Source organism: Streptomyces globosus (assembly GCF_003325375.1).
GTDB lineage: Bacteria > Actinomycetota > Actinomycetes > Streptomycetales > Streptomycetaceae > Streptomyces > Streptomyces globosus_A.
Genome location: NZ_CP030863.1, coordinates 1 through 14,003 on the forward strand (window position 1 = coordinate 1; position 14,003 = coordinate 14,003).

Below are 14,003 nucleotides of genomic sequence, written 5' to 3' on the forward strand. Positions count from 1 at the left end.
ACGAGGTCCGCGGTGCCCGGCTCGCTGCGCTCCAGACCGCTCTGCTCAAGGCGTCGGCCGAGGAGGGCTTCCGCCGCACGCTGGTCTTCCACCACGTGGTGAAGGAGGCCGAGGCGTTCGCGGCCGGCCTTCCGGACGTCGCCGCGCAGCTGCATGCCGCCGACCCGGAGCTGTACCCGCGCACGATCTGGGCGGACTGGCTGTGCGGGGAGCACAAGCCGGGCCACCGGCGGCGGGTTCTCGGGGAGTTCGCCGACGGCATCGCCACGGACGGCACGGTCGTGGAGAAGGGCTTCCTGGGCTCGGTGAAGGTGCTCGGGGAAGGCGTGGACACCCGGGAATGTGACTCCGTCTACTGGGCCGACGTGCGCGGCTCGATGCCCGACCTCGTCCAGGCCGTGGGCCGCGCGCTGCGGATGCACCCGGGCGAGGGCAAGGTGGCCAGCCTGGTCGTGCCGGTCCTGCTCGGGCCCGGCGAGACGGCGGACAACATGCTCACCTCCAGGGCGTTCGGCGGGTTGGCGAAGCTGCTGGAGGCGCTCAGGGCGCACGACGCCCGGGTGGTGGAGCAGTTGGCGCAGCAGCAGGCTCCCAGCGCCTACAAGCCCGTCCAGAAGGCCGCGCAGGGCCAGGAGGGCCGGGGCGAGGGGAACGGGTCCGGCGGCCCGTCGGCGTCCGCGCGGAAGCTGTTGAAGTTCAGCACGCCGCGCGATCCGGCGCAGCTGGCGGCGTTCATCAACCTGCGGGTCCTCAACCCCGAGCACGAGCACTGGCGGCGCGGGGTGGAGGCCGCCGTCATCTTCGCGCGCGAGCACGGAGACCTCAAGGTCCCGTTCACGTACCGCGTGCCGGAGGGCGAGGAGGCGGAGGGGGTCGGCTGGCCGGCCTCGCTCGCGAACTTCCCCCTGGGGCAGTGGATCGCCGACAACCGGCGCTTCTACGCCCGCGGGGACATGGACGAGGACCGCATCGCCCAGCTGGAGAAGCTCGGCATGGTGTGGAGCCACTTCGACGTCGCATGGGAGGAGGTCCTGTCCGCCGCACGCGGGTGGGCCGAGGTGAACGGGCACCTCCTGGCCCCGCTCGACGCCACGCACCAGGGCTACCGGGTGGGCACCTGGCTGAAGAACGCGCGGGCCGCCGCCCGGCGCGCTCTGGAACTTGAGCAGCGCCAGGCCGAAGGGCTGCCGGTGGAGTCGTGGGCCGGCGCCCTGTCGCCGGAGCGGCGCGAGCAGCTGGAGGACATCGACCCCTCCTGGTGCCCGAGCTGGCCGGTGGAGTGGCAGCGCGCCTTCCACCTCGTCCGGCTCCACCTCGAGGAGGCCGGCGGCACGCTGCCGACCGAGCCCGGCGAGGTGATGCACCAGGGCGAGGACCTCGGACGGTGGGTGCGGGCGCAGCGGCTCGGCTGGGACAAGCTCACGGCCGTGCAGCAGTGGATGTGTGAGCAGGTCCTCGGCATCACACCCGCGACCGAGGAGGAGAAGCCGCAGCCGCGCCGTACGCAGGCCGACAAATGGGCAATGAACTACGCCGCTGCCAAGCAGTACTACGAACGCGAAGGGCACCTGCGCGTGCCGAGGAAGCACGTCGAACGGATCGTCGGCGAAGACCAGGAGGAACGGGAGCTCCGGCTCGGGGCATGGGTCGGGAACCAACGCTCCAGGGCAGCGACGCTGTCCCCGGAGCGGGTGGAACTGCTGTCCAAGATCGGGATGCGGTGGGCGTAGCGGCGTACGGACGGCGGGGCCGGGCAGGGTGTTCCTGTCCGGCCCCGCCGTGCGTCTGGGCGGCTGAACACGTTCTGAAAATAAATCTTGGGGCGGCTGTTAAGAACTGGGGGTGCGGGGCCCTATGAGGGGTGTACGCGACGAACACCCGGCCAACACCACCTGAGGTAACCGACACGATGTCCCCGCTGGAGTACCTGCCCTTCCTGCTCAACCTCGGGCTCGAGCTCTACACCGCCTGGAGGAACAACCCCGAACGCCCCAGTACCAGGGCCCTGGATTGGGCGCGCCGAGGCTCGCCGCCAGCGCCAAGCACCAACACCAGCACCACGACCGAGTCGAGCACCGCCGGGGAAATCCTGCGCCACCTTCCGCCCGGGGCCAACGCCTATTACGAGGCCCCCGACGGCACCCGACTCCTCGTCTGGTCCGCCGCCCTCCATCCCGGCACCGGCAGTGAAGGGGACGGCTACCGGCTGTGGTGAACGGCTCACCCCGCAAGGTCCTGGGCGCAGAGGCCTTCCGCGCCCAGGACCCTGCAGGTTTCGCACTCTTCGAGACCTGCATGAAAGACGTCGCCCCATATCTGAAGCACAAGTTCGGATCGCAGCTCCGCGACACAGACCTCGAAGGAATCGCCACGGCCGCGTTCTTCACCGCGTACCGCAAGGGCATCGACTTCGACCGGGAGCCCGTCGCGTACATCAAGAAGATCGCGTACAACGACGCCCTGAAGTGGGTGAAGGAAAGGAAGAAGGAGTGGCTGGTCGATCAGACCGATCCGACCGGCCTGCTCGCTCTCTTCGGCGGCGAGGCCGCCGACGCCGATCCCTCCGACGCCGTCGCCCGCAGCGTCGATCCGAAGCGCCAGATGGCAGCCGGCACCGCCGTTGCGGAGGCCGTCGCCACGCGGCTCAAAGAGGACGCCGACGTGTGGGACGTCGTCGACCCGGCGATCAGCACCATCAGCGCGCAGCAGCAGCACGAGGTGATCCTCCGTCAGAGCCTCGGCCACGACGACGACCGGATCGCCGCCGACCTCGGCATTTCCAGGAACCAGATCTACCAGCAGCGGCACCGCGGGATCGCGGTCCTACGCAAGGAACTGAAGCAGTACATCCGGCCGGGTGGTCAGCCGCCTACGCCGACGGCAGGTGAGCAGTAGATGAGCGCCCGACAGACCCCACGGAGGACCGACGATCAGGGAAGGACCGGAATGACGAGCGACACGGGCATCCACCAGCAGGTACTCGTACTGCTGGACGAACCGGCTGACCACTGGGACCGGCCCGATTGCGACTGGCCGGGCCAGGCGCCTCGGCATGACCGGACCGACGATGAGGTGGCCCTGGCCCGGCAGAGCGCCAACACCGCATACGTCATGGGATCTCTCGCACTAGAGCAGGGGGATGTCGACCGGGCGCGGACCTGGTTCACGATGGCCTGCGACGAGCGGCATCCCGGTGCCGCGTTCCGTCTCGCCGTCCTCGGCCTGCGGCAGATCAGCACCGCCCCTGCCACCGCTCGCTCACAAGTGGTGGCTGGCATCCTCGCGGCCCTGTGCCGGGCCGCAGAGTGGGGACACTCCGATGCCCACCGCCTCATCGACCCGTTCATCACTCACACCACCGCGGGCAACAGGGCGCTCGTCGTCGACAACGGGGCCGTCTCCATCGTCACCTCACTGCCCGCCCTGACCATCGACTCTGACGAGCCCTACGAGCCGCAGGACCTCGCGTACTACGACGAGCTCCTCGCGTTTTGCATCGATCTTCCAGCCGCCCGCAAAGCGGCGTCTTCGTCGGAGCCCGAGCAGCCGCCGCGTCTGTGGTTCGCCGGCGCCTCCACGCGTGCAGTGAGACTGATCAAGGCGACAGGCCGTAGCTTCGGCGCGCTGGAGACGCCTTGGCGGGACATGACCAGCTTCGAGCATGAGTTCTTGATCTTCCTGGCGGGCTGCCAGTTGCGGCACTGGCCCGTACTCGAGTCGCGGGCTGAGGGGGCGGCGCATGACGCGCTACTACTGTCCGCCGTGGTGAACCCGCTAGAGCCATACCTCGGACAGGCCCATGCACCTTGGGTGCGCCAGTGCATGAGGTGCGAGAGCGAGAGCACGCCGCGCTTTCAGACGGCGCACCGGGCTTGCCGCCACTGCGTCATCAAACACGATCGTGGAGTAGGCACGGACCTCGTTGCGCTGTGGGCGACATACTGGGGCAACGCAACCGGCAGGCAAAGCCATGCCTCAGCCGATCGCAGGTCTGTGATGGAACACATCGTGGGGAAGGAACGCCTTACCGCCGGCAGAACAGCGGCTCTCACCGGAGACTCCGAGCGAGGCGGAAAGCTCACGTGGGCAGACTCCGTAGTATCCAGGCTGCGCCGCCACCGCGCAGAGGAGGCCCTCCAGACCTTCTGGTTCTTCGACACAAGCCAGTGGGCCGCAGCGCTGGAACGCAGGATGATGCCCCGGCCGGAATCCTCGGCCAGCGACCATCTGCCAACAGCCGTCTTCACTCCACCCCCTTCGCCCGCCAACGATCGCATCGGCCTGGACTGGGCCGAGCTCCTGCACAACAGCACACCTTTGTCAGCCGTCCCTCCACGCAATCCCCAGTCGGCATTCCACGTGGTCCGTGACGAAGAAGCCCTCTATCTCTTCACCGCCACAGCCCCCGATGCAGGAGCCGCCCCACAGCTCGCAACACCCACCGCCATCACCGCCCTACAGGGGAACTGCCACGAGCCCTCCGCCCCTACGGCCGGGCACACAAACCGAAGCCCAGCGCCAGCTCCGCGCACTACAACCACACCCGCTTCCATCCAGGTCTACGAGCTGTGCCCCTGACCAGCAGTGGGTCATCCGGCGGCGGGGGCTATTCCTTCGCCGCACGCCGGTATGTCGTCAACCGTGACGTCAGCCGGACGAAGCGAAGGGGCGCCAGGCGGCGCGGTCTATTGCGGCGTAGCCCCCTGGACTTCCGCGACCAGCTCGGGGACGACGAGGGCGACGTCCAGGGATTAGCTGCTGCCCCAGGCGAAGGAGGCTGCCGCCGTGTGAGCGTCGCGCCCTCCCCGGACGATCTCGGGCTCGGCCACACCTTGTGGCCGGGCCCCAGCCGTCCAGCGGCACGAGACGAACCCGCATTTTCGTCAAAATGACGCTAATATGGAGGCAGGCCAGCTCCCTCACGGGTGATGCCCCGTCATGCTCTTGCGCTTAAGGGCCTTCCCGTCGTCCTGACCCCCGAGCGTCAGAAGAGGGTGGCGCTGTGGTCGGCGATGAAGTTGATGGTCATCTACTTCGACACGCACTACGGCGGCAAGCGGCCTCCGCTGGAAGTCATCGGGCTCGAAGATGCTCGGTCTCTGTTAGGGCGTTGGGACCCCGGATGGTCATGGCCCTGTCCCGCTACCAGTCGGCTCACGGTCTCAGCGAGCCGTTTTACCGCACCGTCTTCGAGCGGATGGACCACGGCAAGAACATGCACAGCCGGATAGACCCCGGCGGTACAGGGCACAGCTACCAGGCGGTGCTCAAGATTGGCGCGTTCGTCGCGAAGATGATCCGGGTCGGGGAGGGCGTTCCCATGTACCAGGTGCCGCCGGATCTCCCCGAGTCGGTGACGGTGCACCCGAGGTGGGGGAAGGCCACGTGGCCGGGCAGGAGTGGGAGGCGTACGCCTGCCTTCCGGATGAGACCGGGGCACGGCCAAGCTGAGCGGCGGCTTCTGACCTCACCGCGGCTGGACCCCTTCACGGCCCGGTACTCCCGAAGCTGCCAGGTGCCAATGGCATCTGGCAGAAGCTTCGGGAGTGCCGGGCCGTGAAGATCGGGCCAGGTGACACGTCCTCTGGCCCGATCTTCACGAGCGCAGGGCTCACTTGCTAGCCCTACTTCTCGATGACGAAGTAGATGGCCCGGTGCTCATCCACCTTCTCCAGCAGGCCACTGTCCGCCAGTCGTCGGTACACCTCTCGGATGTACTTCTCGGAGGGGTGGTAACCGGCATCTCGCAGGGTCTGCATTCCGCGGCTCGGGTCCCAGGTTCCGCCGAGCGCGCGAACGGACTTCTCCAGGGACTCTCGCTGGGTGTTCTCAGCCTTCTGCACCTTGGCCATGTGGTTGCGGATGCTTTCAGGGGCGCCCTTGTAGTCGCAGTGGTCGCACTTCTTCCAGGCGCCCGCTTCGACGGCTGCGTCGGTGACGGGGTTGTCGGGGCCGTAGCCCTGGCTCTTGAGGAGTTCGGCAACGGAGCCGTTGTGGTGGACGGCGAGGTAGGCGGCTTCGGCGATCTTGTCGTGACCGGCGGCGAAGGTGCGTCCGTAGCCGATGGCGGTCTGGCAGCCGCAGTGGCAGCGGTTGGTGGTCGCGGTGTCTGTCATGCCGTCAGGTTAGCTACCCCGGAGTCTCCTAGCAAGGTTTGGAAACCCTTGGATTTCTAGGGTGATGGAAGGTGAGTAGCGTTCCGGCCCCACGCTGGGTGCTACATGTTTGGCCGGTCGGAAGCAACAACTCGCAATGGGCGAGAGAAAGGGCGGCCGGCACCGCAGCGTCGCCGCCGCGGAGGCCGTCGGCCGACTCGTCCGGGAGGCGTGGGGCGGCGCGTACGGGGTGGAGATCGAACACCACCACATCGACCACCCCGTACTGCCCGCCGCCGGCTGACCCCGCGGACCCCAACAACCCCCGGATGGCGTCACCCATGACGCGGCCCCTACCGCGCGGCGGGTTCCAAGAGGGCACAGCACATGCTTTCTTTTTGCCGGACAAACCGGCCATCCTTTCCGAATCACCGAATCAGGGGAAAGTCCCCGCATCCCCCGTGCCCTCATGCAGGCCACAGGGGTTGCGGTTGTGGCGCGGGCTCGATGTCGTGTGGGGAGGACCGGGGTGTCGGCGGTGGCCGGGACGGCAGCGGCCGTTCAAGAACTCGACGGGGACCAGCTCGCAGCGCTCGACGCCTGCGTGGTCGCGGCGCTGGCCTTGAGCAGCACTGAGGGTGAGGCGCACCGGCGAATGCGGCTGCTGATGGAGTGCCATGGTCGCTATGTGCGCTCGTTCGGGGTCCTTGAGCAGGCACCGTCGTACGCGGTGTTCGCCCGTCGGCTCCGCGGAAGCCGGGTGGCCGACCTTTTGCCGGGACGGCCCCAGGGTTCGGTGCTCGGCGAGCTGTGGCTGCTCGATGACGACGGCATGCCCAGCTCGGCGCTGCACCGGCTCGCGGTGGAGGCCTCTGAGCACGGCCATCAGGCTCCGGGGATCGGTGCCGACATCCGCCATCTTCACAGCCTGCTGCGGGCGGTGGGGGTGTTGCCGGTGAGTACCGGGCTGTCGCGGATCTCCGGCGAGACCGTCCAGCACGCCGTCTTCCGCGCGCTGAGGGCTGCCGGCTTTGAGGCATATACCCGGGGCCGGGAGGCGATGGTCCGCACGCCCGTCCTGACACGGCGCGTTTTGTCCCGGAACGCTGCGTTGGTCGAGCTGGGCGCGTACACCGGTATCTCCCCGACGCGGCAGTTCGGCGGCCTGTGGGCAGCGTGTCCGATGTGCAGGTGGACGATGAGGGCCACCTACCGCGCCGACGGCGTAGTGGACCTTGAGTGCGAGGATGAGCGTCACGGCCTGCTGGGCGCCCGGTACTGGGCCGAGCCGACTGCGGCGGAGGGCTGGCGCCTGGCCCCGTGTGGCGAGCTGCGCAGCGTGCCGGAGCTGCTGCCCGTGGAGGGCTACGTGGCGTTGCCCTACGCCCTGTGGCTGTGGGTGACGCTTCCGGGCCTGCTTGAGGTCGAGCTGCGTGACCGGCTGGTCGCTTTGGGTGCGGAGGTGCGGCTGTGGCCGTTTGGCGACGCCTACGACCTTCACGTCGGCCGTCCCGGCCTGTCCAGGGCGTGGCGTGTCGATGTCAAGACCTGGGCCGACCCGTACGGGCTGGCCCAGAAGCTGCGCGAGGATCCCGAGGGGTCCGGCGAGCTGTGCTTCGTGGTGCCTGAGCACCTGCGGGGGTACCTGCCGCTGCTGCGCCGGGTGGTGCGGGGCAGTGGGGCGCGCGTGCTGACCGATGCCGACCTGGTGGCGGAGGTGGAGGGGGCGTGAGCAGGACGCTGGCCGCTGCTTTGGCCTTGGCTGAGTATCTTCTTCCCGCCCGGTTTCGCGACGGGCGGCAGGTGGTGCGCGTCGCGGACGCCCATGTCCTGCTGAGCGGGCACGCGCCCCGTGTCGTGGCGGGCTGGGAGCAGTGGTCTGAGGCGGACAAGCAGCGCCTGGGAGTGCTGTTGGGCGCCCGCCATCGGGGCGAGGCGCTACTGCACCACGTCGAACGGTCCCTCTACGACGTCTTCCACACCCTGGACGCGGACGACCCGCTGCCCGCTCTCTACACGCTTGGGTACAGCGCGCGGGGGCGGGCGCTGGAGGTGCTGCCGGTTCACGGGCAGGATCCTTCGGACGTCGCCGAACGCCTGCTCGCGCCGACCAGGCGCGGGCGGGTGCTGCGGGTCGCGAGCGGATCGGGCTGGTCGGCGCCGACATCGCGGGGGCGGGTCCAGCTCGCCTTCCCCGACGAGCAGGGGGTGTACCGGCCGCCGCAGGTCGTGACCGCGCCGTCGGTGGAGTTGGTGGTGGATGCCGACGAGCTTGGCTGGCAGAGTCGGGACACCGACGAGGGCATGAAGGGCCCGGCCTTCCGCGAGAAGCAGATCGCGCTGCTGCTGCGCGGGACCATCGGTGGCGGACAGCGCCCTGTGGAACCCGTCGTCCTGCCGCCGGGCCGGATGCACCTGCTGAGTGCGCCGCCGGGCGTGGGCAAGAACGTCTTCGGCCGGGGGCTGGCGATCCAGCAGGCGGGCCAGGGCCGCACCACCGTGCTGGTGGTCAGCGACAACGGCGACGTCTACGCCGAGGCCTCCACCTTGCAGCAGGAGCTGCGGGCGGCGGGCGTCAAGGAGACGGCCACGCCGTTCATCGCGCCCAACAGCCGGTACGACTTCGCGCTGCGCTCCGCGGCGAAGCTGGAGGGGACCGGCGTGCCGCTGGGGCACGCTTCGGGGAGCATCGCCTTCCTCATCGACAACTCGGCCTACGGGTGCGCTGTGCAGGCGCAGCTCGAGGGGCGGGACGCCTTCGAGGGCGGCAGGGAGCCGTGCACGGTCGCGGCGTCGGATGCTTTCGGCCAGCCGGAGCGGGCGCTGTGCCCTTATGTGGCGTCTTGCGGGAAGTTCTCCCATGTCGAGGCCGCGACGACGGCCCGGATCATCGTGACCACGCATGCCTGTTTTCAGTCCGGGATGATCAAGGTTCCGGTGGAGGTCGACGGGGAGGTCCGCAACAGCATCAGCGTGCGGGAGTTCCTTCTGCGCCTGGCGTCCTATGTGGTCGTCGACGAGGTCGACGCCTATCAGTCGCGGGGGTTCGACGCGTGCGGTGTGCTGGAGCTCGCGTCCCGTTCCCGCCCGACCACGGTGCTGCGGCGCATCCGCGACAGTCTTCACCAAGCGCCGCCGCGGCTGGCGATGGCCGTGCGCCGGCCCTTGACCCGGGCGGTGTTCCTGGCCGAGCAGCTGCTGGACCTGGTGGCCGGGGAGGAGGTCTGCACCGAGGTCGCTCAGGCGCGGGCCTTGGCCCGCGGGCAGGACCCGCGCCGGACGCGGCAGGTCCTGCAGGACCGTAAGCGCTGGTATCAGCCCCATCAGTGGGACCGGCATTTGCTGGAGCACCTGATCGGGGTGGACGGTGATGCTGCGGCCACCGCCGAGCAGGCCGACCGTCTGCAGGCGTTGCTCCCGCGCGTGGCCACCCGGCCGGGCGACCGCCCTCCCAGCGCCGTCCTGCCGGATCGGCTGCGGCCCGTCCCAGGCCTACTGGAGCGGATGCTCACGATCGACGAGGGCGGGGAGTGGCAGCTTGCCGCCCTCAAGGACGAACTGCGGGAGATCCTCTCCGCCGCGCTGCCGGCCTTCTGCGCCGCCGAGGACGGAGGCGACGGAGCACCTGCCCAGTCCACGGTACCGGCGCAGCGCGGTCTCGGCCGGCCGGAGCCGGTGCGGGCGCCCACGCGCACCGAGGTCACCGCGGGCGTCCTGCACGCGCTGATCATGAAGACGTGGCTGACGGCCATCGTCCACACGATGTTCAATCTGACGGACAGGGCCGGCGAACTCGCCGGGCACGGCATCGACGCGGCCTCCGAGCTCGCAGACGCGATCGGCCACCAGGGCGCCGGCACCGTCGTCCCGTTCGGGCCACTGGGCCGCCAGCTGGGCGGGTTCCGCTTCGAGGGGCTCGACGACCCGGGTGCCCACGCGAGTTTGAAGATGGAGGTGCTGCGCGCCGACCCCCACACCGAGACGCAGTTCCTCGGCAGCATCGTCTCCCTCGCCCTAAGCGGCCGCCAGCGTACTGTCCTGGGCATGTCCGCCACCGGGTTCATGCCGGGCGCGGCACGTACCCACCTGCTCGCCCGCCCCGACTGGGCGATGCCCGACACCCTCCGCGGTGGTCTGACCATCTTCAACAGCACCCCCGTCTCCGACGGAAAGCTGCTGGCCGTCGGCAGCACTCCCTACAGTGAACGCGACCATCGGGTCATCTCACTGGCCGTCGGCTACGCACCGTGCCTGGTGCGCGACCTGGACCGGCTTGCAGCGCAGGAGCGCACCCGGCATCGCGCGCGGGCCCTGATCACCGTCAACTCCTACCGGCAGGCACGCCTGTTCGCCCAGGCCCTGTACGACACTGCGCTCGCCCTCGGGCGGCGGCTGCGGATCTACGTCGCCGTCGCGGACACCCCTGATCCGTCTCTGCCGCCGGTCTGCGACGGGATCGGCCAGCTCACGCGCGACCGTTTCGCGGAGCTGGCGGACCTCGACGGCGAGGTGCTCATCTCACCGCTGCCGCGAACCGAGCGGGGCTTGAACGTGCTGACCGTGTTCGAGGGCGTCGCCGTGTCGGCCATCACCCTGATCGCCATGGGTGTGCGGCCGGTCATGCCGGCCGACGACCCGGCGGTGCTGGCGGCCAGCGTCGCCGCCCGGGGTTGGCGCGACGCCGTGCCCGGCGACGACCCCGCCGCCGTCCTGGCCCGGGCCCGGGCGGCGGCCGACGCTCACCTGCGCCTGAACCTCAACGCGCCCAAGCGCTTCTCCGCCCTGCCCGACGAGCTGAAGTACGAACTCGTCGCCACCCTCCTCGGGCAGAGCGTCCAGTTGGCAGGCCGCGGACGCCGCGGGCAGACCCACGTCGAGCTCCACTTCATCGACGGCGCCTTCCACGACCCCACCTGGGGATCCGACCTGCCCACCCTGGTCCGCGGGCTGCTCGAGCAGTCCCCTCAGGACGACCTCGTCCAGCTCGGCGCTTCTTACGGCCACACCATCGAGGAAATCGCCGAGTACGCCCACACCCAGCACCTGCTCCCCGCGCTGCGCGCGGGCTTCGACGCCTACCTGGGAGAGTACGCATGAGTCGCCCGCTCGACAGCGTCGCCCGCAAGCAGGCCCGCCTGCTGCAGTTCCGCACCGCTCCCGCCGACCTGGGCGAGGTCATCGCCTACCGGCCAGACGCCCCCGCCATGGACCTGGCCATGGAGCTCTCGCGCGAGTACAAGCGCAACGTCAGCACCAGTCTGGACGTGCAGCCGCCCTACCGGGCGCTGGAATGTGTCCTGCGCGCGGCGGCAGGCACCTGGGCCCGCTGGCAGTGGAACGACGGCTGCTACGAGCTCCTGTGCGCGGCGCCGATCAGCGCCGAGGACCGGCACGATGTGTTCCGCTACTGGGCCGAAGCCGTGGTCCCCGGCCCCGACGGGCGGCGCATCGGCGAACAACTGGCCGAACTCCTCGCCCGGGCCGAGCCCCGCTCCGCCGTCCTGCCCCCGCCGCCGAGCGTCGGCAAGCGCTCGCGCGGATGGTGGCCGGGCGAACTCGCACGCTGGCGCCTGGCCGAGGAACTCGCCACCCTCGAGTGGCCCCGCAACAACGGCGCCCCCGTCCGTTTCGCCCTGTGCACCGACGGCCGCCTGGCCGCGATCGGCCACGAACTGCCCGCCGAACCCGACCGCAAGGGCATCGTGCGCCACCTGCTGCCCCGTATCACCATCGGCACCGCCGCCAGCGGGCACTCGAGGCGCCACGCGCTGACCGTGAACGCCACCACCACCCTCCTCGCCACCTCCTGGAAGGGTGTCGCCACCGTCCTGCTGGCCAACCCCGGCCAAGGGCTCACCGTCGCCGCGGCCACCGACGGCCCGCCGTGGAAGCGCCGCCTGAACGTCCCCGCGGTCGCCGCCAGCCGCCGCCTGGCCGCCCTGCCCCGCCTGAGCTCGAACGTGCCGCCCTTCCCCGAGCACCTCGCCGACGACGCCCTGGCCGACACCTCCCCGGGGCCGGTCTGGGCCGTCGCCCCGGCCAGCGTCCGCACCCCCGGCCTCGGCCGCGGACACGGCATGGAGTTCTTCCGCCGCATCGAGGAGGCCATCGACACCCGGTGCGAGAAGTACAGCCACCGCAGCCCCGTGTTCATCGAGGTCCCCGGCATGAAAGTGCCGCCCACCGAGAGCGGCTCACGCGTCAGCGGACCGATCCCCCTCGAACGGATCCCCGCCGCCCTGGACGCCGCCGGCGTGGGCACCCTCCTCGTCCCCGTCCTGTGGAGCACCGACGAGGTCCGCGCTCGGGTGAAGGCCGCGATCGCCGCCCAGTGGGGCACCCGCGAGGACTGGAAGGCCGCCGAGGGCGACGTCGAACCCGCCGCCGGCGGGCGTATCGAGGTCGTCTTCCTCCACGACAAGGCCCGTGCCCTCGGCCACGGACCGCGCACCAGCGCGGAGCGCGAGCGGGACCTGGCGCAGATGCTCGCCCCCCACACCCGCGAAGACACGCTCGTCGCGGCGATCTGCGAGACCGACTGGGACCCCGAGCGCTGGTATCCGAGCGTCGAAGCCCGCGAGAAGGCCGAGGCCGAGGACGGCAAGTGGCCCTCCAAGCATGCTCTCGCGCGCCTCGGAGCAACCTCCCAGTACATCAAGCAGGCCCCGCCGCCGGTCCCCACCCACACCCGGGAGGGCAAGCCCTACAACGAAAAATACCGCGCGAAGAAGATCGCCTCCCGCCAGAGCGGCCTCGACAGCTCGACCGCGAACGTGCTGCGCGAGATCCTCAGCGGCGTCGGCGCCACCGACCACCGCCTCGGTGCCGCGTTCGGCAGACTTCCCCTCGAGAACTGGTGGCACATCGGCATCCACGTCCGCCGCCACGCCCAGCGCCGCACCCCCGGCAAGCGCCGCAACACCGAACCGGCACCGATCACCGCAACCCTCACCGCCATGCGCCCCACCGGCGGAAAGGACGCCCCCTGGCAGATCTGGGCCTACAGCCCCCAGGCCGGACAGTGGCAGCCCCACAGCCCGGCCACCACCGCGCTGCACGCCGCCGACCTCGCCTGGGACGTCAGCGGATACCGCGCCGCCGCAGACGAGACACTCCAGGCCCGCGCCGCCGCGGACATCGTCGAGCAGGCCCTCATCGCCACCCGCACCCAACTCCCCTCACCAGCCCCCGCGGTGCTCTACGTCGACGGCGACGCCGCCGAGTACATCTGGGCGGGCCTCACCGACGAAGCCCTGGGCCAAGACCCGCCGCCCGGCATGCCCCGCCCGGCGTCCTGGCTGCCCGGCCACAGCCTCCCCCGCGCCCAACGCCCCCTGGCAACCGTCCGCGTCATCGGCGACCTGGAACGCATCGGTCGCCCCACCGGGGCCCACATGCGCACCAGCGACGGCACCTGGCGCGCCACCGACACCACCAACAGCCTCTTCCAGCTCGCCACCGACGACGGCGCCGTCACCTACCCCGACCTCCTGCTCGTCAACGTCCCCCGCACCTGGGCAGCCGGCCCCTCCGGCCGCTTCGGCAAGGACGAGACACGCTTCGACAGCGGCAGCCAGAGCAAGAACGGCTATGCCCACACCGCCACCCGGTTCACCGTCATCGCCCAGAGCCCCGACGCCGACTGCGACCTCATCGGAGCCGTCGCCGCCATCCTGACCAACCAGGGCATCACCTCCGACGTCCGCCAAAGCACCCCCACCCCCCTCCACCTCGCCCGCAGGATGGACTCCACCCACCCCTACTACCGCCGCACCGCGGAAAGCGCCGAGGACGCCCCCGACGCCGCCGAAGACGAGGACACCGCGCACAAGGAGACGACCAGCCTGTAGCCAAGGCACACCCACCCGGCGAGGACGCCCTTGAGAAGTTCAGCGCCTGGTTGAACAA

At 70.3% G+C, this 14,003-nt stretch carries 9 protein-coding genes; 8 read left to right on the plus strand and 1 reads right to left on the minus strand.

Annotated features, from left to right (window positions below; genetic code table 11):
• From C0216_RS30580 to C0216_RS30595, 4 genes are all read left to right on the plus strand, one after another.
• The coding region (locus tag C0216_RS30580; protein ID WP_246042984.1) for a Helicase associated domain protein at nt 1-1,730 on the plus strand (1,730 nt) is incomplete at its 5' end.
• Between the two features lie 179 nt (nt 1,731-1,909).
• Nucleotides 1,910-2,215 (plus strand): hypothetical protein, encoded by a 306-nt coding sequence (locus tag C0216_RS30585; protein WP_114059030.1) that lies wholly within the window; start codon nt 1,910-1,912, stop codon nt 2,213-2,215.
• An 80-nt stretch (nt 2,216-2,295) separates the two neighbouring features.
• Nucleotides 2,296-2,895: an RNA polymerase sigma factor gene (locus C0216_RS30590; protein WP_162793342.1), complete on the plus strand. Its 600-nt coding sequence runs from the start codon at nt 2,296-2,298 to the stop codon at nt 2,893-2,895.
• Nucleotides 2,896-2,946: 51 nt separating this feature from the next.
• Nucleotides 2,947-4,578, plus strand: a complete 1,632-nt coding sequence (locus tag C0216_RS30595) for a hypothetical protein (RefSeq protein ID WP_114059032.1) — start codon at nt 2,947-2,949, stop codon at nt 4,576-4,578.
• Between the two features lie 1,046 nt (nt 4,579-5,624).
• On the opposite strand, the gene C0216_RS30605 is transcribed toward C0216_RS30595, so the two are convergent.
• On the minus strand, nt 5,625-6,116 hold the full coding sequence (locus C0216_RS30605; RefSeq protein ID WP_114059034.1) for a hypothetical protein: 492 nt from the start codon (nt 6,114-6,116) through the stop codon (nt 5,625-5,627).
• Nucleotides 6,117-6,252: 136 nt separating this feature from the next.
• On the opposite strand from C0216_RS30605, the gene C0216_RS33665 reads away from it, so the two are divergent.
• The 4 genes from C0216_RS33665 to C0216_RS30620 all read left to right on the plus strand — a co-directional run bounded on the left by C0216_RS33665 (nt 6,253) and on the right by C0216_RS30620 (nt 13,945).
• Complete coding sequence (locus C0216_RS33665; RefSeq protein WP_162793343.1) at nt 6,253-6,399, plus strand: hypothetical protein; 147 nt, start codon at nt 6,253-6,255, stop codon at nt 6,397-6,399.
• Between the two features lie 225 nt (nt 6,400-6,624).
• The gene (locus C0216_RS30610; RefSeq protein ID WP_114059035.1) at nt 6,625-7,827 is read left to right on the plus strand and encodes a hypothetical protein; all 1,203 of its coding nucleotides are present in this window, start codon (nt 6,625-6,627) and stop codon (nt 7,825-7,827) included.
• Nucleotides 7,828-7,853: 26 nt separating this feature from the next.
• A complete protein-coding gene (locus tag C0216_RS30615) occupies nt 7,854-11,192 on the plus strand; it encodes a hypothetical protein (protein WP_162793344.1) in 3,339 nt (1,112 codons plus the stop codon).
• Nucleotides 11,189-13,945, plus strand: coding sequence for an RNAseH domain-containing protein (locus C0216_RS30620; RefSeq protein ID WP_114059037.1), 2,757 nt, complete (start codon nt 11,189-11,191; stop codon nt 13,943-13,945). The genes C0216_RS30615 and C0216_RS30620 overlap by 4 nt, the downstream gene beginning before the upstream one ends.
• The last annotated feature ends 58 nt before the right edge of the window (nt 13,946-14,003 follow it).

What these genes read in the sequence shown, in the direction of transcription:
- C0216_RS30585 (WP_114059030.1), top strand. Translation starts at nt 1,910, where the DNA reads ATGTCCCCGCTGGAGTACCTGCCCTTCCTGCTCAACCTCGGGCTCGAG.
- C0216_RS30590 (WP_162793342.1), top strand. Translation starts at nt 2,296, where the DNA reads ATGAAAGACGTCGCCCCATATCTGAAGCACAAGTTCGGATCGCAGCTC.
- C0216_RS30595 (WP_114059032.1), top strand. Translation starts at nt 2,947, where the DNA reads ATGACGAGCGACACGGGCATCCACCAGCAGGTACTCGTACTGCTGGAC.
- C0216_RS30605 (WP_114059034.1), bottom strand. Translation starts at nt 6,116, where the DNA reads ATGACAGACACCGCGACCACCAACCGCTGCCACTGCGGCTGCCAGACC.
- C0216_RS33665 (WP_162793343.1), top strand. Translation starts at nt 6,253, where the DNA reads ATGGGCGAGAGAAAGGGCGGCCGGCACCGCAGCGTCGCCGCCGCGGAG.
- C0216_RS30620 (WP_114059037.1), top strand. Translation starts at nt 11,189, where the DNA reads ATGAGTCGCCCGCTCGACAGCGTCGCCCGCAAGCAGGCCCGCCTGCTG.